The organism is Nocardioides kribbensis (assembly GCF_015070375.1).
Taxonomy (GTDB): Bacteria; Actinomycetota; Actinomycetes; order Propionibacteriales; family Nocardioidaceae; genus Nocardioides; species Nocardioides kribbensis.
Genome location: NZ_JADCLL010000002.1, coordinates 256998 through 276002, shown reverse-complemented (window position 1 = coordinate 276002; position 19005 = coordinate 256998). Strand labels below are relative to the sequence as shown.

Sequence of the window (19005 nt, the reverse complement as noted above, 5' to 3'; positions counted from 1 at the left end):
ACAGCCTAACGACGCGTGGCCCCCGGCGGGGTCGCCGCGGGTCGTCGTCGCGGGTGGTGCGCCGCGCGGGGACGCCGCCAGGGCGCGGCGGCCGCTCAGCCCAGGGAGCGGGTCTGGGCACCGACGACGGCGGCCAGCCAGTGGTAGGCCGGGCGCGGCGTGCGCGCGCCGTCGACCGGGTCGACCGCCAGCAGGCCCACCGGGGCGAGCGCGCCGGCGGGCCCGGCGTCGGTCGCGGACGCCGCTGCCTGGTCGAGCAGCGGTCCGACGTGGAGGGCGCGGACGTCGACGCCGCGCTGCACCGCGGTGGCCACGGCCCGCAGGTGGCCCTCGAGGCGGCTGGTGCGGGGGTCGACGGGCAGGTCGGGGCCGTCAGAGCCGTCAGGGCCGTCAGGGCCATCGGGGGCGAGCGTGGTGGCCACGGGGGTGCCGGCGTCGGCGAGGGTCGCGGGCTCGACGTACGGGGCGGGCGCGAGCGTGACCTGGAGCGGGGGGAGGGCGGCGCGGTAGCGGGCGCGGAACATGATGAGCCACTCGCGCAGCGCGTCGGGCACGACGGGGGTGCCGGCGTCGGTCTCGGGGTAGCCGAGCAGCTCGCAGCGCTCGAAGGGCACCTCCGACTCCTCCCCCGCGATGCCGATCTTGAGCGGGCTGTCGTAGGTGACGCCGTAGAAGTCGAGGGGCTGGCGGATGGTGGCCAGGTCGCCGTCGCGCACGACGCCCTCGAGGAGGGGCTGGAGGTCGACGGGGTAGCGGCCGAGCAGCATCGGCTCGAGGAAGAGCGCGTTCCACAGGGCGTCGTGGAGCTTGGTGGCGGCGACGTCGGCGACGTCCTCGCTGGCGGGCCACATGGGTGCGTGGTGGTTGGCGCAGCCGATGCTGGGCCCGGCGGCCGCCGGGTCCACCAGGGGGTCGGCCGGCTGGCCGGCGAGGGTGTCGGTGATCGCGGGATCGGTGGGGCCGGGACCGGTGGGGGCGCCGCCGCCGGTCGGCCCGACCGGGGAGCGCCCGCGGGCGGTGGCGCGCAGGGCGAGGACGGCCCGCCCGTGGGCGAGCAGCAGGTGGTGGGCCACGGGGAGCGCGTCGAAGGCGAGGCTGAGGCCGGGCGCCGCGCGACCGGTCATGTGGCCCTCGACGAGCAGCCGCGCGGGCTGGTCCACCGGCACCCAGTGCTCGACGCGGTCGCCCCAGCGCTCGCCGGCCAGGGCGGCGAGGTCGGCGAGGCGGTCGGCGGTGGCGCGGTTGAGCCAGCCGCCGTCGGCCTGCAGCGGCTCGGGCAGCACGCCGTCGTGAAGGGTCACCGACGGTCGGATCCCGGCGGCGGCCAGGGCGTCGAGGAGCAGGTCGACGTGGCGGGCCTCGGTCTCCTCCAGGGGCCCCGCGCCGCTGGGCTGGAGCCGCGGCCACGAGAGCGCGACGCGGGCCGAGGTCACGCCGAGCCCGGCGAGCCGGCCAACGTCGGCGGCCGCGGTGGCGCAGTCGCGCGGCCCCGGGCCCCGGGTCAGCCCGAGCCCGTCGGCGTCCACGCCGACGGCGAAACCGGGGGGCAGCACGGGCAGGGACCCGTCGCCGGGCCGGTGGGGGGACGGCACGGGCACAATGATGCCCGTGAGCGTCGAGATCCGTCGGGGAACTGTCCGCTTCGTCAGCCGGGCCGCGGGGCGGGAGACGAAGCACTCCTTCGCCTTCGGCGAGCACTACGACCCCGAGCGGCTCTCGTTCGGCCCGGTCGTGTGCCACGACGACCACCACCTGCGCGGCGGCACCGGCTTCGAGGCCCACCGCCACACCGACCTGGAGATCGTCACCTACGTCGTCAGCGGCGCGCTGGAGCACTCCCACACGGTCGACGACACCGCCGCCGAGCCGGTCCGCGTCGAGGCCGGGTCGCTGGCGCTGCTGAGCGCAGGCGCCGGCGTGAGCCACAGCGAGGTCGCCGTCAGCGGCGCGGGCCCGGTGCGCTTCGTGCAGGTGTGGCTGCGCCCCGACGAGCCCGGCGCGACGCCGTCGTACGCCGTGCACCCCGACGCCACCTCGCTCGAGGTGCCGGGCGTGGCCGGGGCGCGGCTCGACGTCGTGCGGCTCGGCACGGGCGAGGCCACGACCCTGCCCGAGGCCGCGCGGGTGCACGCCTTCGTGTCCCGGGGCGCGCTGGTGCGCTCCTCGCTGGCCGAGCCGGTGCAGGCCGGCGACGCCTTCCTCTTCGTCGACGAGCCGGCCCACGAGGTCACCGCCGCGGTGCCCACCGAGCTTCTGGTCTGGTCCTTCCGGTCCTGACCGGACCAGGTATCGCGGGTCGACTCCCGAAGAGCGCTCGATCGGACGCCGGGGCCACGGGTCGATCGGCGACCTGCCCGACCTCCTGCGCAGCGTCCTGCCCCGAGACCAGAGGCCGCCACCCGCCGCCGACCCCCACCGACGGCCCGCGGCCCCCTGGCACGAACGCGTCCTGGGGTTGATCGAACGTTCGTTCAACCGCAGACACGTCGCCGTCCGAGGGGCTTCTGAGCCCGCGCGGCGCCCGCCACCAGCGCCGGCGACTGCCGAGCGCGGACCGCCCGGGCAGAAGAGGCGACCGGTGTGACGGGGCCCCGGGGGCGACCGGGCAGGCAGGTGAGGGCGAGCGGGGCAAAGCGGAGCGGGACAAGGCGGAGCGGGACAAGGCGGGGCGGGGCAAGGCGATGCGCGCGGCCGTCGTCTCAGCCGACGACGCGGAGCGCCCCGGGCCGCAGCTCGACGACGGCGGCCGGGCCGCCGAGACCGGGGAGCGACCCGAGGGCCTCGCCGTCGGCGCCCACCGGCACCGACGCACGGGCGTCGGCGGCGATCTCGACGCGTCGCCCGGTGAGCACCGTGACCTCGGGCAGCTCGACGTGGGAGCCGCCGTAGATCCGCGGGAAGCGCCGGATCAGCTCCAGGCGCGAGGCCGCCTCGACCACGACGACGTCGAGCAGCCCGTCGTCGACGCGGGCGGACGGGGCGATGCGCATGCCCTGGCCGTAGTAGCCGGAGTTGGCGACGACGACGGTGGCCGCGGCGTACTCCGCGACCACGCCGTCGACGACGACGCGGAAGCGGCCGGGCTGGTAGGTCGCCAGGGCGCGGACGGCGCCGAGGGGGTACTGCAGCGGCTTCGGCGTCCAGCGCATCCGGTCCACCAGCGCGGCGGCGCGGGCGTCGACCCCGCTGTAGACCGAGCCGGCGACCAGGCGCTCGGGCGCGCCGGGGGCCTGCCAGGAGAGCAGGTCGACGCAGCGCTCCGCCCCGTGGAGCAGCAGCTCGGCGACCTCCTCGGGCTCGGTGGGCAGCCCCAGCATGCGGGCGAAGTCGTTGCCCCGACCCGCGGGCAGCACGCCGACGACCCCGCCCCCCGAGCAGACCGCACCGACCAGGTGCGACAGCGTGCCGTCGCCACCGACGGCGACGACGACGTCACCGCGCTCGACGGCCCGGGCCACGAGCGCCGCCACCGCCTGCGGGCCCGAGGAGGAGGCGACGTCGACCCGGGCGCCGGCCCCGCGCAGCAGCCGCGCGACCGGCAGGACCGCCTCGGGTGCGGCGCCGTCGCCCGAGGCGGGATTGACGAGGAACGTGAAGGATCGGGTCACGGGGGAAGCACTCCGGGGTCGAGGATGCCGGTCGGGTCTGCGGTGCGGGTGGGCGATCGTGCCACCCGCGGCCATGATGGCGCCGCTCGCGCCGCTCCTGACGGCGCCCCACCGTGCCGGCGGTGCGGGCCGCGTCGGCGTACGCCTCCCCCTCAGCCTCCGGGCCGGGTCGGCGCTCCCGGCCCGGGCCGCCCGGCCCGCCCACCGGGGCCCGTCGCGCGTCGACCGGCCGCCCAGCGATGAGTCCGACCGTCGACGCCGGTCGGTGGGAGGGAGCACACTGCTGGACGACAGGAGCGCACGATGACGGTGGCGACGGCGACGAGGGACCAGGCCATGACCGAGACAGCGACATCCGCGGCGACACCCGCGGCGACACCCGCGGCGACGACGGGAGGCGCCGAGCTCGCCGACTTCCCCGCGCTCACCGAGCGCTACCAGCGCGAGCTGCTGGCCCACTGCTACCGGATGAGCGGCTCCGTGCACGAGGCCGAGGACCTCGTGCAGGAGACCTTCCTGCGCGCCTGGCGCGCCTCGGCCGACTTCCAGGGCCGATCGTCGGTGCGCACGTGGCTCTACCGGATCGCCACCAACGTCTGCCTGACCAACCTCGAGGGCCGACCCCGTCGTCCGCTCCCGGCCGGCCTCGGCACCTCCGACCAGCCGGCCGGCGACGCCCTGGAGGAGAATCACGAGATCGCCTGGCTCGAGCCCGTGCCCGACGCCGCCGTGGTCGTCGCCGAGCGCGACTCCATCCGGCTGGCCTTCGTGGCCGCGCTCCAGCACCTCCCGGCCCGGCAGCGGGCCGTGCTCATCCTGCGCGACGTGCTGCGCTGGTCGGCCGCGGAGGTCGCGGCCGCCCTCGACACCACGCCCGCGGCGGTCAACTCCGCCCTCCAGCGCGCCCACGCGCAGATGGCCCAGCGCGGCCTCACCGAGGACACCGTCGAGCAGGACCTCACCGGCGACCAGGAGCGGCTGCTCGAGGCCTACGTCGACGCCTTCTGGCGCAAGGACGTCGACCGCATCGTCAGCATGCTGCGCGCCGACGCGATCTGGGAGATGCCGCCCTTCACGGGGTGGTACGTCGGCGCCGACAACATCGGCGCCCTCATCGGCGGCCAGTGCCCGGGCGGCCACCACGACATGCCGATGCTGGCCACCGCCGCCAACGGCCAGCCCGCCTTCGGTCTCTACATGCGCACCCCCGCGGGCGACTTCGAGCCCTTCCACCTCCAGGTGGTCGAGCTCGACGCCGACCGCGTGCGCCACGTGAGGGCCTTCTTCGGGGTCGACTTCACCGCCTTCGGGCTGCCCGCGCGGCTGCCCGCGACCTACGAGCCCGGCGACCCCGCGCCGGCGGTCGACCGGGCCGTCGCCGCGCCGGCGAGCCACCGGTGACCTCGCAGCTCGACCCGGCGGTCGAGCTGCTGGAGCGCTCCCTGGCCCACACCCGGGTCGTGCTCCACGACCTGGAGGCGGCGCTGCCCTCACGACCCGGGCTGCTGCGGGCGCCGACGCCGTGCACCGCGTGGGACCTCGAGACGCTGCTCGCCCACCTCGCCGACTCCCTCGACGCCTTCACGGAGGCCGCCGGTGGTCACGTGGAGGTGGCCCGCCCACCGGGTGCCGGCGCGTCGCAGGATCCCGGGGGGCCGACGCGGACGTCCCCGCCCGGCACGCCGTGGTGCGATCCGCCGGCCGACCCGGTCGGGCAGGTGCGCGACGTACGCCGGCGGGCCGACCTCCTGCTCACCGCCTGGGTCTCCCGGGCCCACACCGTGCGCTCGGGCGGCCGCGGTGCAGGGCGTCGCCCCTCCACGCCTGCGGACGCCACGCCCGGCGACCCGCCACGCCCGACGGGCCCGGCGGAGTCAGCGGGCTCGGTCGTCGGCGGTGACCCGGAGGGCCCGGACGACGGCGCCGAGGTGGTCGCGGTGGCCGACCGCTCCCTGGGCGTGGCGACCGTGGTGGCAGCGGCGGCGCTCGAGGTCGCCGTGCACGGCTGGGACGTCGCCCGGGCAGCGGGACTCGACCGCACGCTGCCCGACGCCCTCGCCGCCGACCTGCTGCCGGTCGCGCGCGCCTGCGTCGGGCCGGCCGACCGCGGCCCGCGCTTCGCGCCCGCCCTCCCCACCGGCGGTGGGCCCGTCGGCCGACCCGGTGCGCGGGGCGCCGACCGGCTGTCCGGTCCGTGCACCGCGACGCTGATGGCCCACCTGGGTCGTGACCTGACTGGACCGCTGCGGGAGGACCCGCGTCTCGGCGACACCAATCCCGGCGAACGCCCACCACCGGGCCGTCGCGCTTCCTAACCTGTGCCCATGCAGGCCACCACGGCCGCCGCGACCGGCGGCCGGCACCTCGAGGACGCTCCGTCGACCGCACCCGCGCCGTCCGCGGCCACGCCGCCCCGACCCGCGCCGCCGGCGGCTGGGACCACGCCGGTGGCGGGGACCACGCCGGCGGACGGCCCCGCGGCCGACGCGCCCGCCACCGCGGCCCGACCCGCGCCCGCGCGCCCCACCGGGGCGGCGCGGTCACCGCAGCACCGCCCGACCGCCCGCCAGCCCGGGCCGGCCGACCTCGCCGCCGCGCTGAGCAGGGGCCTGCTCGGCGCTGGTCCCGTGGACCTGACCCCGCTCGAGGGTGCGCGCGACGGCCAGCTCGACGGCCAGCAGGGCCGCCGCCCGCTGAGCCACCTCGGGTCCAGCGGGTCCGTGCAGGCCACCGGGCCCCTCGCCGACCGCGCCGCCACGACCGCGGGCGACGGTGCCCCCACCTCGGCCCTCACCTCCGCCGGCACCTCGGCCACCTCGGCCACCTCGGCCACCCCGGCCACCCCGGCCACCTCCGCGTCGACCCCTGCCCCCGTCGCCGACGACCCCGCCGACGCCGCCTCCCTGTCACTGACCCGGGCGGTCCACCTGCTGCGTGCGGGGCGGGTCGAGGAGACCCTCGCCGCCCTCGACGCGCTCACTGCCGACCCCCACCCACGGCCCGACGCGGCCCGCGCCGGCCTGCCCGTGCACCTGGAGGTCGCAGCGCTGGCGACGGCCCTGGACGCCCACCTGTGCGCCGGCGACCTGGGCTCCGCACTCGACGTCGGCCGGGCCCTCCGCGCCCTCGACACCACCGCACCCCCGCGACCCGCCCCGTCGAGCAGCAGCACCACCGACGTCGCGTCGGCGTCCGGAGCCGCCCCGGGGGGTCTGGTGGACCCCCACCCCGAGGCCGTGCGTCAGCACGCGCTCGCCGAGCTGTGCGCCGCCTCCGGCGACCACGCCGGGGCGGTGGAGCACGCGAGCGCCGCCGGCCGGCTCGCCCCCGACGCCGCACCCGCCGACCTGCCCTGGCGCGCCTCGCTGGCGATGGCCCTGGCGCGCGCCGGGCGCCGCGGCGAGGCCGAGGCGCTGGTGGGCGACCACCTCGCCGCGGCCGACCGGGCGGGGTCGACGTACGCCCGGGCCGGGGCGCTGCGCACGCGGGCGAGCCTGCTCGCCGGCCCCGAGCGCACGGCCCGCCTCGAGGAGGCGCGCACGCTGCTGGCCGGTCGACCCGACCTCGCACGGCTCGCCGCCCAGGTCGACGTCGACCTGGCCGGGGTGCTGGCCCTGACCCCGGGCGGTGCCCCGCGCGCGGTCGCGCTGCTGCGCACCGCCGAGGCCTTCGCGAGCACCCACGGTCTCTGGCCCCTGCACGGCCGGGTCCGCCGCCTGCTCGAGCACCTCGGGGAGTCGCCACGGCGCATCGCCGCCGAGGTGCTGGCCCCGCTGGGCGCCCGGGAACGGCGGGTGGCGGGCCTGGCGATGGCCGGCTCCACCAACCGTCAGGTGGCCGAGGAGCTCGGGGTCACGGTCAAGGCGGTCGAGTGGCACCTCTCGCGGGTCTACCGCAAGCTCGGGGTCACCTCACGCACCGGCCTGCGGGCGCTGCTCGAGGGCTGACCCGCGCGATCCGCGGCCCCACGGGTGGGCGCCGTCAGGCCCCCGGCCCTCCCGGCGGCGCGCACCACTCCAGGCTGCGCCCGTGGCCGTGGGTCCAGGCCAGGGCCCGCCCGTCGAGGCCGAGCACGAAGGTCTGTCGCCCCGGTGGCAGCGCGGGACCGGTGGCGGTGACCTCGGGCAGCACGCCGCGGCCCTCGTTGCTGACCCAGCGGCAGGCCCCCGACCCGACGAGCTCGCGCATCATCGCCACGAAGCGGCGCCGGTCCTCCTCGGCGAGGTAGGCCACGACCGCGCTGTGCACCACGACCACCTGCGCCTCGCCGCCCACCTCCTCCACCAGGGCGGGGAGGTCGGTGAGCAGGTCCCCCCGGCGTACGTCGGGCGGCTCGGCCCGGGCCACCTCGACGGCGCGGGCCAGCAGCTCACGGCGGTCGTCGTGCTCGGGCCAGACCAGCGTGGTCAGCCACGCCACGGTGTCGGGGTCGGCCGCGTCGAGCGGGTTGAGGTCGAGGCCGCCCCGCCACACCACCGGCGGCAGCGGGCCGGTCAGCAGCCCGCGCAGGCCCCCGTCGAGGCCCGCGTCGAGGCCGCCGTCGAGGCCCCCGCGCCCGGCTCCACCGGACGCGCCCGGGTCGAGGGCGCAGGTGAGCAGCGGCGCGGCCGGGTCACCCACGGTGACGACGGGCCCGCTGCCCGACCGGGCGCCTCCCGTCAGGTCCCAGCGGTAGCGCCACCGGTCGGGGTAGAGGCACAGCCCGGCGCTGGCGCCCACCTCGAGCAGGGCCAGCGGACGGTCGTCGCCACGGGTCGCCGCCACCAGGGCGGGGCGCAGCGTGGCCAGGCGGCGCACCTCGTTGGTCTGCGTGGTGCGCGACAGGATCGTGGCGCGCACGGCACCCTCGTCGGCGAGCAGCGCGTCGCGCAACGCGGAGTAGGGCCCCGGAGCCGGCACACCGTGCCACCGGGCGGCGGCCAGCACCAGGTTGGGCTGGCGCCGGGCGTCGGGCAGCGCCCCGATCCAGGCCAGCACCTCGGGGTCGTCGGCCACGTGGCGCGCCCAGTCGGCGAAGCAGGCGGAGTCGCCGTCGGCGTAGGCCGCGAAGTCGACGTACCGCGCGGCGAGGTCACCCCACATCTCCACGCCCCGATCGTCCCCCACCGCCGGCCCGGTCCGGGGGAGCAGGGCGCCCCGGTGTTTCGCACGCCGGGGGGCCGGACATGCTGAGGCCCAGCGCCCCGCCCCGGGACGCGGGCGGGAGCACGGCGGTGACGGTCTACCTGGTGGTCGGGCTCGTCGGCCTGCTCGTGCTCGCGGTCTCGCTGCTGCTGGGCGACGCCCTCGACGGGCTCCTCGACGGCGCGGTCGACGCGCTCGGCGACGCCTTCTCCACCGCGGTGCTCGGCGCCTTCCTCGCCGCCCTCGGCTTCGGCGGCGCGATCGCGGAGGCCCTCGACGCACCGCTGCTCGTCTCGCTGCCGGTCGGCGTGGTCTCGGGCGTGGCCTTCGGGTGGTTCGCCTCCTGGCTGACCCGGCTGGTGCGCGACGGCGGCAGCGACGCCACCCTCACCACCGACGACACCCGGGGCCGCGACGGCCGGGTGGTCACCGGCATCCCCGCCGACGGGTTCGGGGTCGTCGACGTCCTGGTCGGGGGGCACACGATGCGCCTCAACGCCCGCGCCGATGAGCCGCTCGACCCCGGCACCCCGGTGCACGTCACCAGCGTCCTCTCCCCCACCGCGGTCACCGTCGCCCCGCTGTGGCCCGAGGTCCGCTGACCCGTCCGCGGCACCCCTCCCCCCCCGGCTCCACCACCCCACGCCGCACCACCCCACGCCGCACCACCCCCACGCCGCACCGTCCGAAAGGCCCCCCATGGACCTGCTCATCCCCCTCGGCGGACTCCTCGTCCTCCTCGTGCTCCTCGTCCTGCTGGTCACCAGCCGCTACAAGGTCGCCGGGCCCAACGAGGCCTTCATCGTCACCGGGCGCAAGGGCAAGGCGGTGCTCAACCCCGAGACCGGAGCCCTCACCACCGACCTGTCGGGGCAGAAGGTCATCCTCGGCGGCGGCACCTTCGTGATCCCCTTCGTGCAGAAGCTCGCCACCCTCGACCTGTCCTCGCGCCGCATCTCGGTGCAGATCCGGGGCGCGGTCTCGGGCCAGGGCATCAAGCTCAACGTCGAGGGCGTCGCCATCGTCAAGGTGGGCGGCAACGCCGACCAGATCCGCCTGGCCGCCCAGCGCTTCCTCTCGCAGCAGGCCGACGTCGAGCCCTTCACCCAGGAGGTGCTCGCGGGTGCGCTGCGCTCGATCGTGGGCGGGCTGACCGTGGAGCAGATCATCCGCGACCGCGCCGCCTTCGCCCAGCGCGTCGCCGACGAGTCGGAGAACTCCCTGACCGGCCAGGGCCTGATCCTCGACACCTTCCAGATCCAGGACGTCACCGACGACGGCTCCTACCTCGCCGACCTCGGTCGCCCCGAGGCCGCCCGCATCGGCCAGGCCGCCTCGATCGCCGAGGCCAACGCCCGCCAGGCCGCCGAGCAGGCGCGGATCAAGGCCGAGGAGGAGATCGCCATCGCCCAGCGCGCGCTCGCCCTCAAGCAGGCCGAGATCAAGGCCGAGACCGACGCGGCCTCCGCCAACGCCGCCTCGGCCGGACCCCTGGCCCAGGCCGACCGCGACCAGGCCATCCTGCTGGAGCAGGAGAAGGTGGCCGTGCGGCAGGCGGCGCTCACCGAACGCAACCTCGAGACCGAGGTGCGCAAGCCCGCCGACGCCGCGCGCTACCGCGTCGAGCAGGAGGCCGAGGCCGCCCGCTCGGCCGAGATCGCCGCCGCCGAGGCGCGCAAGGCCGCCACGATCGCGGCCGCCGAGGCCGCCGCCGAGCAGGCCCGGCTCAACGGTGAGGCCGAGAAGTCACGGCGTACGGCGCTCGCCGAGGCCGAGGCGATCGAGGGCGCACGACGCGGTGAGGCCGAGCGGTCGCGTCGCGTCGCGGAGGCCGAGGCCACCCGCGCCGAGGGCGAGGCCACCGCGGCCGCGACCCTCGCGGTCGGCCAGGCCGAGGCCGAGGCGATGGACAAGCGCGCCGAGGCCTTCGCCCACTACAACGACGCCGCCGTGCTCCAGATGCTCATCGAGGTGCTGCCGCAGATCGCCCGGGAGGTCGCGGCCCCGATCAGCGCCATCGACCAGCTGACCGTCATCTCCTCCGACGGCGCCGGCGCCCTGCCGCGCCAGGTCACCGACAACGTCACCCAGACGCTGTCGATGCTCAAGACCTCCACCGGCCTCGACCTCGAGGCCCTCATCAAGAGCTCCGTGGGCAAGGCGGCCGTCGGCACCGGCCTCGAGGCCCCGGCCGCCGGGGGCACCGGGGCGTGAGCGGGGGCGCGACCAAGGCGGCTCGCGCGGTCGGGACGGCGGTCCTGGCGATCGTCTCGGTGCTGGTGGGCTTCCTGCTGCTGGCCTTCGGGGCGCGGGCGGTCGCCGTGCCGTGGCTGCGGTGGATCGACCTGTGGGTCGCCGACGGCGACGAGCGGCGCGTGGTGATGGCCGTCGTGGCGTGGTCGTGGGCGCTCGGGCTGCTCGTGGTCGGCGTGCGCGCGGCCCGGCGGCGGTGGGGGCGGGCGGCGTCGGCGGGCTGGCTGCTCGTGGCGGCGGCCGCGCTGCCGGTCTTCGCCTTCGTGCCCGGCCGCAGCAGCGGTGACAACGGGGCGAGCACCGTCACGCGCGAGGCCCTCGGCCCCCTGGCACAGGTCGGCGGCCCGCTGGCCGTCGTCGCCTTCGTGACGTTCCTGTCGTTGGTCGGCCTCGCCGTGGCCGTCGTGCGCCCCCGCCCGGGCGACCCGCCCCGCACCCGGTGGCTGCGCCGCCCGCTCGGCACGGTGGTGGCCTGGTCCCTGGTGGCGGCCGTGCTCGCCGGCGTCATGGCGGCCTACGTCGACCCCACCCCCACCCGCGGCTCCTGGCTGGACCAGACCGCGCGCGCCGTGGCCGGCGGCGACGAGGGGGTGACCGGGGGCTTCGAGATCGGCCTCGACACGCGGCGCGCCGAGGTCGTGCCCTGCGAGGAGGCGGCCGGGCTGCTGAGCGTCGAGGGGGAGGCGCCGGCCCTCGAGGGGTGCCGCTCCGCCCTGGTCGTCGACGCCGTCGGCCGCACGGGCGAGGGCGCGTCGCGCCGCGACACCGGGGCGCTGGGCGCCGTGGTGGTGCAGACCCGGACCCTCGACCAGCTCGACGCCCTCGACCGGGCCCTCGACGGCGCCGAGCTCGTCGGCGACCTCGCCCCCGACTCGGCCGAGCCCGTGCTGGTCAGCCCGGCCGCGCGGTCCTACGCACTCGTCATCGCCGCCGAGGACCCCGGCGACGCCCCGCTCGGCGAGGGAGCCGCCCAGCGGCCCCTCACCCGCGCCCTGGCCTACACCGTCATCGGCACCGCCGTCGGGCTCTACCTCGGCCCGCCCGAGACCGGCGGCGGCCCGGGCGACGGGCTGTGACGCCCCGCCGGCGGACCTGCCGCCCCGTCGTGGCGGGGCGGCAGTGGGGCGGCAGTGGGGCGGCGGACAGGGCGTGACGGCGCTCGCCCACGGCCCGGAGCGCGCCGCGGGTCAGCCGGCGGGGAGGGCGACGTAGGTGGTCTCGAGGTACTCCTCGATGCCCTCGAAGCCGCCCTCGCGGCCGAAGCCGCTGGCCTTGACGCCGCCGAAGGGGGCGGCGGGGTTGGAGATCAGGCCGGTGTTGACCCCGACCATGCCGAAGTCGAGCCGCTCGGCCAGGCGGATCGTGCGGGACAGGTCGCGGGTGTAGACGTAGGAGGCCAGGCCGTACTCGGTGTCGTTGGCGCGCTCGACGGCCTCGTCCTCGGTCTCGAACGTCGTCACCGGGGCGACCGGGCCGAAGATCTCCTGGCGGTTGAGGTCGGAGCCGACGGGCACGTCGAGCAGCACGGTCGGGGGGTAGAACCAGCCGTCGCCGCCCAGCGGGGTGCCACCGCACACGACCTTCGCGCCGCCCTCGACGGCGTCGGCGACCAGGGCCGTCACCGACTCCACGGCCTTGGCGTCGATGAGGGGGCCGACGTCGACGCCCTCGTCCTGGCCGCGGCCGACGGTGAGGGCGCCCATGCGCTTGCCGAGCTTGTCGGCGAACTCCTCGGCGACCGAGGAGTGCACCAGGAAGCGGTTGGCCGCCGTGCAGGCCTCGCCCATGTTGCGCATCTTGGCCACCATCGCGCCGTCGACCGCGGCGTCGACGTCGGCGTCGGCGAAGACCAGGAAGGGCGCGTTGCCGCCCAGCTCCATCGAGACCCGCTGCAGCTGGTCGGCCGACTGGCGCACGAGCACCTTGCCGACGCCGGTGGAGCCGGTGAAGCTGACCTTGCGCAGCCGGTCGTCGCCCTGGAGCGCCTGGCTCATCTCCCCGGCCCGGGTCGAGGGCACGACGTTGAGCACGCCGTCGGGCAGCCCGGCCTCGCCGAGGATGCGGGCCAGGGCCAGCATGGTCAGCGGGGTCTGGGCGGCGGGCTTGACCACCATCGTGCAGCCGGCGGCGATGGCCGGGCCGATCTTGCGGGTGCCCATGGCCAGCGGGAAGTTCCACGGCGTGACGAAGAAGCACGGCCCCACCGGCTTCTTCAGCGTCAGCAGGCGGCTGCCACCGGCAGGCGCCTGCATCCAGCGACCGTGGATGCGCACGGCCTCCTCGGAGTACCACCGGAAGAACTCGTTGCCGTAGCCGACCTCGCCGGTCGCCTCGGCGACGGTCTTGCCCATCTCCAGGCTCATCAGGCGGGCCAGGTCGTCGGTGCGCTCGCGGATCAGCTCGAAGGCCGAGCGCAGGATCTCGCCGCGCTCGCGTGGCGCGGTGGCGGCCCACGAGGCCTGGGCGGCCACGGCGGCGTCGAGGGCCTCGCGGGCGTCGGCCACCGAGGCGTCGGCGACGCGGGTCAGCACCGAGCCGTCGGCGGGGTCGAGCACGTCGAAGGTCTCACCGCCCTCCGCCTCGCGCCAGCGGCCGGCGACCAGCAGGCCCCGGTGCTCGTCGGCCAGCAGCGTGCTCGGGACATCCAGACCAGTCATGGGTCCGATCCAACTCCGACGACACAGTTGTGACAAGTTCCTGACACTCGACCACCGGCGTGGAAAACTCGGGGCTGTCGACTTCGGAGGGAGCACTTCGATGACGACGGTGGACCCCTTGCCGACCCCATGCGGCGAGGGGTTCATCCTTGTGCGGCTCCTGGCTGTCCCCACACACGGATCCCACACGGACGAGCGCGGGCCCTCGGGCCCGCGCTCGCGTCCGTCGGCGACGTCGGTCACATCGGGCCGGCTCAGGCGCCGGGACCGCGCAGCAGCGAGGCCAGCTGCGTGCGCGAGCGCACGTCGAGCTTGCGGTAGATGCGGGTCAGGGTCGCCTCGACGGTCTTGACGCTCACGTAGGTCCGGGCGGCGATCTCGCGGTTCGACGCCCCCGCGGCGACCTCGCGGGCGATGCGGGCCTCGGTCTCGGTGAGGCGGTCGAGCAGCGGGGTGCCGACGGTCGCGGCCGCCGGGTCGAGCTCGGCGCGCACCTGCTCCACCCACGTGCGGGCCCGCAGGTCGGTGAAGAGCGCCAGCGCCTCCTCCAGGCCGGCGCGCGCCGCCGCGGCCCGGCGCCGGCGCCGCTCCAGGTGGGCGCGGGCCACCAGCGTGCGCCCCTGGTCGACGCGCATGCCGAGGTCGGCGCAGACCTTGGCCGCCCGGTCGAGCAGCAGCACGGCGCCCTCGGCGTCGCCGCGGGCGGTGAGCAGCTCGGCCTCGGCGCGGTCGAGCTGGGCGCCCACCCCGTCGGTGCCGCTGCGACCGTCGAGCGCGCGGCGGGCCTCGGCGAGCACGCCGGCCGCCTCCTCCAGCCGCCCCAGGCGCACGAGGGCGGTGACCAGCTCGTGCTGCCACCGGTTGACCGTGGGGTCGACGACCCGGCTGCGCCGCTCCATGCCGCGCACCCGCTCCAGCGCCCGCGCCGCGCCCTCGGCGTCGCCGCCGCGCAGCAGGGCCTGGCCCAGCAGCACGAGGTGGCGCTGGAGGTAGCGCGCGTCGCCGCTGTCCTCCGCGGCCGAGGCGCCCTGCCCGGCCAGCCGCCGGGCCCGGTCGAGGTCGCCGGCGACCAGCTCGGCCTGCGCCTGCACGAACCAGGCGGTGTGGGGGTCGAGCCCGAACTCCGCCCCGACGCGGGCCGCGCGCGCGGCGTACTCGACGACCTCGCGGCCGTGGCCGGCCCGGGCACCGACCTCGACCAGGCACCGCAGCACGTGGGCCTCGTCGGTGCCGGCGCCCCGCTCGACCTGGGCCAGCATCGCGCGGAAGGCGCTCCAGGCCTCCTCGAGACGGTCGTCGTAGAAGGCGAAGCGAGCGGCCATGTAGCCCGGTGAGGTGTGCACCAGCCCGTCGGCGCCGGGGCCGGGCCCGGCCAGCTCGACGGCGCGGGCCAGGGTGGCGTCGTGGGGGCCGCCGAGCCAGCGGTACGCCGCGGCCAGCGCGGTCAGCGCCGCGGCGCGCCCGGTGTCGTCGCCGGCGCGACCGAGCAGCTCCACGGCCTGCTCCGCGCGGCGGATCGACTCCTCGGGGCGCGCCTCCATGAGCGCCACGCGGGAGCGCTGCAGCAGCACCATCGCGACCAACCGGTCGTCGTCGCCCGCGTCGGCGAGCGCCACGGCGAGCACGTCGTCGAGGGTGCCGGCCGGCGAGCCCGCCAGCTCGGCCAGCGCCAGCCGCACCCGCACGGTCTGCTCGGCCGTCGGCGCGGCGTCGAGGAAGTCGGCGAGCGCGCCGCGGACCAGGTCGACGTGGTTGCCCGGGGCGGCGGTCTCGATGCCGGCGGCCAGCCACTCCGCGCGGCTCCCGGCCAGGTCGGCCGGGGCCCGGTCGGCGGCGAGCACGTAGAGCTCGGCGGCCAGGTCGCGCGCGCCCGCCGCGGCGGCGTCGCGGGCGGCGTCGGCCAGCTCACGGGCCAGGTCGGCGCGCGGGCGGGGGTCGGCCAGGGCCCGGTGGCGGGCCCGCTCGGCCGGACGCACCGCGGCCTCGGCGAGCTCCTCGTGCAGCGCGGCACGGCGCGCGGCCGGGGTGAGGTCGAGCAGCACCGAGGCCAGCCGGGCCGGGGTGAAGCGCACCTCGCCGTCGCCGGAGGCGTCGGCGAGGTGGGCGCCGCGGCCGTCGACGACGAGGCCCGCGGCCACCGCGACCCGGACGTCCTCCTCGGCGGCGATCCGACCGCTGCGGCGCAGCTGGCGCACGGTCGGGCGGTGGAGCAGCGCGGCGCGCAGCAGGGTCTCGCGGGGCTCCTCCGGCAGGGCGAGCAGCCGCTGGCGCAGCACCCGCTCGATGCTGACCGGCAGCGGCACGGGACGCCCGAGCAGCGCCGGCTGGTCGCGCAGCGCACCGGCCAGCGCCAGCGCCAGGGCCGGCACACCGGCCGCGTCGAGGTGCACGCGGTGGGCCACCTGCGCGGGCAGGCCCAGCGGCGCGAGCAGGTCGATGGTCTCGGCGACCTCAAGCGGCGGCACGGTGAGGACGTGGAGGTCGACCAGCGCGGCGGGGTCGGAGTCGATGCCGTCGCCCGGCCCGAGCGAGGCCACCAGTCCCACCCGGTCGCCCAGGCGGCGGCGCGCGTAGCCGACGACCACCGACGACTCCGCGTCGAGCCACTGCACGTCGTCGAGCAGCAGCAGCACCCGCGAGCGGCGCGAGACCAGCTCGAGCAGGGCCTGCAGCGCGCGACCGAGGGCCACCAGGAGCGCCGCGTCGACCGCGAGGACGGCAGGGCCGGCCGGCTCGCCCGGGGGCGCGCCGGTCGGGGGCTCGAGGCCGGGGTCGGGCTCGGGCTCGGGCTCGGGGCGGGGGTCGCCGGAGGGGGTGGAGGGGGTGCCGCGCAGGCCGTCGGCCACCGGGGCTCGCGACGCCGCGGGGAGGGCCTGGAGCACCTGCTCGACCGCGGCCGCCGGCAGCTGGGCGACCAGGTCACGCAGCGCGGCGAGCGGCAGCGACCGCTCGGCCGGCACCCCCGCAGCGCGCAGGACGAGCTGGCCGGCCTCGCCGCCCGCGGTCTCGAGCTCGTCGAGCAGCGCGCTGCGTCCGATGCCGTGCGGGCCCTGGAGGGCGACCGGCACTCCCCGCCCGAGCAGGTCCGTGACCGCTGCGAGCAGGCCGCGACGACCCACGAGTCGAGACATGAGGCGGTCAGCCTACGACCCCCGACGCGCTCGTCCCGCACCGACGAGCGTCGCCCCGGGGTCGGCCGGGTAAAGGTTCTGCCTCCCGCCGGGAGGGGCCTCGCGGTGCGCTCCACGGGCGCCTCCGGGTCGACCGGGCGCGCCGCGCCGGGCCCTGATCGCCCCGCCGTGGGACCCGCCGCGGGGCTCCGGGGCGGCTCAGCGTGCGGCGCGCAGGAAGCCCTCCAGCAGGGGACCAGCGGTCACCGAGCCCGACTGCCCCTCGTCGACGTACACCGCGACCGCGAGGTCGCCCTGGGCGGCGACCATCCAGGCGTGGGTCAGCACGCGGCCGTCGCGCTCGAACTCCGCCGTGCCGGTCTTGGCGATCACCGGCGGGCCGGGCACGTCGGCCAGGGCCGACCCGCTGCCCTCGGTGACCACGGCGCGCAGCATGCCACGCAGGGCACCGGCCTCCTGCGCACTCAGCGGGTCGACGTCGCCCGACGGCGTCGCGCGCACGTCGTCGAGGAGCCACGGCAGCGTGAGCTCCCCGGCGGCGACGGTGCCGACGACCGAGGCCATGGTCAGCGGGGAGGCCAGCACCGTGCCCTGGCCGATGAGGTCGGCGGCGGCACCGGTCTCGGTGGTCGGGGGCTCGATGCTGCCGAAGTACGCCGGGAACCCCAGGTCGTGGTCGACGCCCAGCCCCAGGGTGGCCGCGGCGTCGGCCAGGTCGGTGTCGCCGAGCCGGTCGCGCTGGCTGATGAAGGCGGTGTTGCAGGAGTTGGCCACGGCCGTGCGCAGGGGCACCTCCCCGGTCGCGTCGGCGGGGTAGTCGGAGTAGTTGGTGAAGCGGCGCCCGTCCACGACGATCGAGGTGGTGCACGGCACGGTGCTGGCGGGGGTCAGCCCGGAGCGCAGCAGCGCCAGGCTGCTGACGATCTTGAACGTCGACCCCGGTGCGGCCTGGCCGAAGGTGGCGAGGTTGAGGCCGTCGCTGCCGGGCCCGTTGGCGGCGGCGAGCACCGCGCCCGTGCTGGGGCGCAGGGCCACGATCGCGCTGCCGGGGCCGACGTCGGCCAGCAGCCGCTCCGCGCTCGACTGCAGGTCGCGCTCGAGGCTGAGGCGCAGGTCGGTGCCGTCGACCTCGTCGAGGCGGAAGAGCTCGCGCTCGCCGCGGTTGCGCACCATGGCCTCGGAGTCGGCGGGGGTCGCGTTGACCACCACCCCGGGGGTGCCGCGCAGCTGCGCGTCGTACCTCGCCTGGAGGCCCGACAGGCCCGCCTCGTCGCCGGGGGCGTAGACCGCGGGATCCTCCTCGACCATCTCGGCCGTGACCGGGCCGACCGTGCCCAGGATCGGCGCGGCGAACTCCCGGGTCGGCGCCAGCGGCAGCGAGTCGGCCACGGCCAGCGCCCCGGTGATCGAGCGGTAGTCGCGACCCACCCGCTTCGGCACCTCGAGCTGGCGGTAGGTGATCGCCTCGACGAAGGCCTCCTCGCCCGCGGCCTCGACCCGGGCGACGTACGGCGCGACGTCGACGCCCACCAGTCGGGCCAGCGCCCGGGCGGCCGGCAGGGCCTGGGCCGCGTCGCGGAACTGGCTGCGGTCGATGCCGAAGCGGGTCACCGGCCGGTCGGTGACCAGCACCTGGCCGCCCGCGCCCACCAGGTCGCCGCGCGCCGGGGCCACCGGCGTGGCGTCGAGCACCTCGTCCTCGCCCAGCGTCGGCTCCACCAGCCGGGGCTCCCAGGCCACCAGCCAGGCGTCGTCGCGCTGCACGAGCCCGACCTCGGAGTCGTAGGTCCACGGCTGCGGCTCCTCGCTCCCGCTCTCGGCCCCCTCGGCAGCCGGTGCCGGCTCGACCAGGGGCCACGACCAGGTGAGCGTGGCGGTGGCGTCAGTGCCGTCCTCGACCACCTCGCCCGCGGTGACCACGGGGGTGACCTCGCCGAGGCCGCCGACCACCGCGTCGAGCAGGGCCTGCACCTCCTCGCCGCTGTCGCCGGCCCACGCCACCGTGGTCACGTCGCCCGCCGACAGCGCCGCGGCGAGGTCTTCGACCACCGGGGCGGGGTCGGGCCCGCCGACGGTGTCGGCCACCTGGTCGCAGCCGCTCAGCACGGTGGAGAGGCCGAGCGCGGCGGCCGCGAGCGTGCCGGCGCGCCGGAGGCCCGGCCTCCGGGGGGTGCGGTCGGGGCTGGTGCGTGGTGCCTGCATGACGTCCCTTCTACGTGACGGTGGTCGTCT

At 77.4% G+C, this 19005-nt stretch carries 13 protein-coding genes; 7 read left to right on the top strand and 6 right to left on the bottom strand.

The features are described from left to right. Positions 1-95: 95 nt before the first annotated feature. Positions 96-1592, bottom strand: a complete 1497-nt coding sequence (locus IR170_RS06940; protein WP_193661786.1) for a family 1 glycosylhydrolase — start codon at positions 1590-1592, stop codon at positions 96-98. 16 nt (positions 1593-1608) lie between these two features. Between IR170_RS06940 and IR170_RS06935 the strand changes: the two genes are divergently transcribed. Further along, positions 1609-2277 (top strand): pirin family protein, encoded by a 669-nt coding sequence (locus IR170_RS06935; protein ID WP_193661785.1) that lies wholly within the window; start codon positions 1609-1611, stop codon positions 2275-2277. 422 nt (positions 2278-2699) lie between these two features. Here IR170_RS06935 and IR170_RS06930 read toward each other — a convergent pair whose 3' ends face one another. Beyond that, on the bottom strand, positions 2700-3608 hold the full coding sequence (locus IR170_RS06930; protein WP_319804943.1) for a diacylglycerol kinase family protein: 909 nt from the start codon (positions 3606-3608) through the stop codon (positions 2700-2702). Positions 3609-3944: 336 nt separating this feature from the next. Between IR170_RS06930 and IR170_RS06925 the strand changes: the two genes are divergently transcribed. The 3 genes from IR170_RS06925 to IR170_RS06915 all read left to right on the top strand — a co-directional run bounded on the left by IR170_RS06925 (position 3945) and on the right by IR170_RS06915 (position 7555). Continuing rightward, positions 3945-5009, top strand: a complete 1065-nt coding sequence (locus tag IR170_RS06925) for a sigma-70 family RNA polymerase sigma factor (protein ID WP_193661783.1) — start codon at positions 3945-3947, stop codon at positions 5007-5009. After that, on the top strand, positions 5006-5923 hold the full coding sequence (locus tag IR170_RS06920; RefSeq protein WP_193661782.1) for a DinB family protein: 918 nt from the start codon (positions 5006-5008) through the stop codon (positions 5921-5923). The genes IR170_RS06925 and IR170_RS06920 overlap by 4 nt, the downstream gene beginning before the upstream one ends. A 312-nt stretch (positions 5924-6235) precedes the next feature. Further along, positions 6236-7555: a LuxR C-terminal-related transcriptional regulator gene (locus IR170_RS06915; protein WP_193661781.1), complete on the top strand. Its 1320-nt coding sequence runs from the start codon at positions 6236-6238 to the stop codon at positions 7553-7555. A 34-nt stretch (positions 7556-7589) separates the two neighbouring features. Here the strand turns inward: IR170_RS06915 and IR170_RS06910 are convergent, their stop codons facing one another. After that, positions 7590-8690, bottom strand: coding sequence for a DUF2332 domain-containing protein (locus IR170_RS06910; RefSeq protein ID WP_227488853.1), 1101 nt, complete (start codon positions 8688-8690; stop codon positions 7590-7592). Between the two features lie 131 nt (positions 8691-8821). On the opposite strand from IR170_RS06910, the gene IR170_RS06905 reads away from it, so the two are divergent. The 3 genes from IR170_RS06905 (at position 8822) to IR170_RS06895 (ending at position 12061) form a co-directional block, all read left to right on the top strand. Further along, on the top strand, positions 8822-9334 hold the full coding sequence (locus IR170_RS06905; RefSeq protein WP_193661779.1) for an NfeD family protein: 513 nt from the start codon (positions 8822-8824) through the stop codon (positions 9332-9334). A gap of 97 nt (positions 9335-9431) precedes the next feature. Further along, positions 9432-10946, top strand: a complete 1515-nt coding sequence (locus IR170_RS06900; protein WP_193661778.1) for a flotillin family protein — start codon at positions 9432-9434, stop codon at positions 10944-10946. Then, complete coding sequence (locus IR170_RS06895; RefSeq protein WP_193661777.1) at positions 10943-12061, top strand: hypothetical protein; 1119 nt, start codon at positions 10943-10945, stop codon at positions 12059-12061. Before IR170_RS06900 ends, IR170_RS06895 begins: the two co-directional genes overlap by 4 nt. A gap of 111 nt (positions 12062-12172) precedes the next feature. Here the strand turns inward: IR170_RS06895 and IR170_RS06890 are convergent, their stop codons facing one another. The 3 genes from IR170_RS06890 to IR170_RS06880 all read right to left on the bottom strand — a co-directional run bounded on the left by IR170_RS06890 (position 12173) and on the right by IR170_RS06880 (position 18975). Next, complete coding sequence (locus IR170_RS06890; protein WP_056865046.1) at positions 12173-13642, bottom strand: NAD-dependent succinate-semialdehyde dehydrogenase; 1470 nt, start codon at positions 13640-13642, stop codon at positions 12173-12175. 254 nt (positions 13643-13896) lie between these two features. Then, entirely contained in the window at positions 13897-16773 is a 2877-nt protein-coding gene (locus IR170_RS06885) for a helix-turn-helix transcriptional regulator (protein ID WP_193661776.1), read from the bottom strand. A 198-nt stretch (positions 16774-16971) separates the two neighbouring features. Beyond that, the gene (locus tag IR170_RS06880; RefSeq protein WP_193661775.1) at positions 16972-18975 is read right to left on the bottom strand and encodes a penicillin-binding transpeptidase domain-containing protein; all 2004 of its coding nucleotides are present in this window, start codon (positions 18973-18975) and stop codon (positions 16972-16974) included. Between the last annotated feature and the right edge of the window lie 30 nt (positions 18976-19005).

Excerpts from the sequence above, each read along its gene's own strand:
- IR170_RS06925 (WP_193661783.1), top strand. The coding sequence starts at position 3,945 with ATGACCGAGACAGCGACATCCGCGGCGACACCCGCGGCGACACCCGCG.
- IR170_RS06910 (WP_227488853.1), bottom strand. The coding sequence starts at position 8,690 with ATGTGGGGTGACCTCGCCGCGCGGTACGTCGACTTCGCGGCCTACGCC.
- IR170_RS06900 (WP_193661778.1), top strand. The coding sequence starts at position 9,432 with ATGGACCTGCTCATCCCCCTCGGCGGACTCCTCGTCCTCCTCGTGCTC.
- IR170_RS06890 (WP_056865046.1), bottom strand. The coding sequence starts at position 13,642 with ATGACTGGTCTGGATGTCCCGAGCACGCTGCTGGCCGACGAGCACCGG.
- IR170_RS06885 (WP_193661776.1), bottom strand. The coding sequence starts at position 16,773 with ATGTCTCGACTCGTGGGTCGTCGCGGCCTGCTCGCAGCGGTCACGGAC.
- IR170_RS06880 (WP_193661775.1), bottom strand. The coding sequence starts at position 18,975 with ATGCAGGCACCACGCACCAGCCCCGACCGCACCCCCCGGAGGCCGGGC.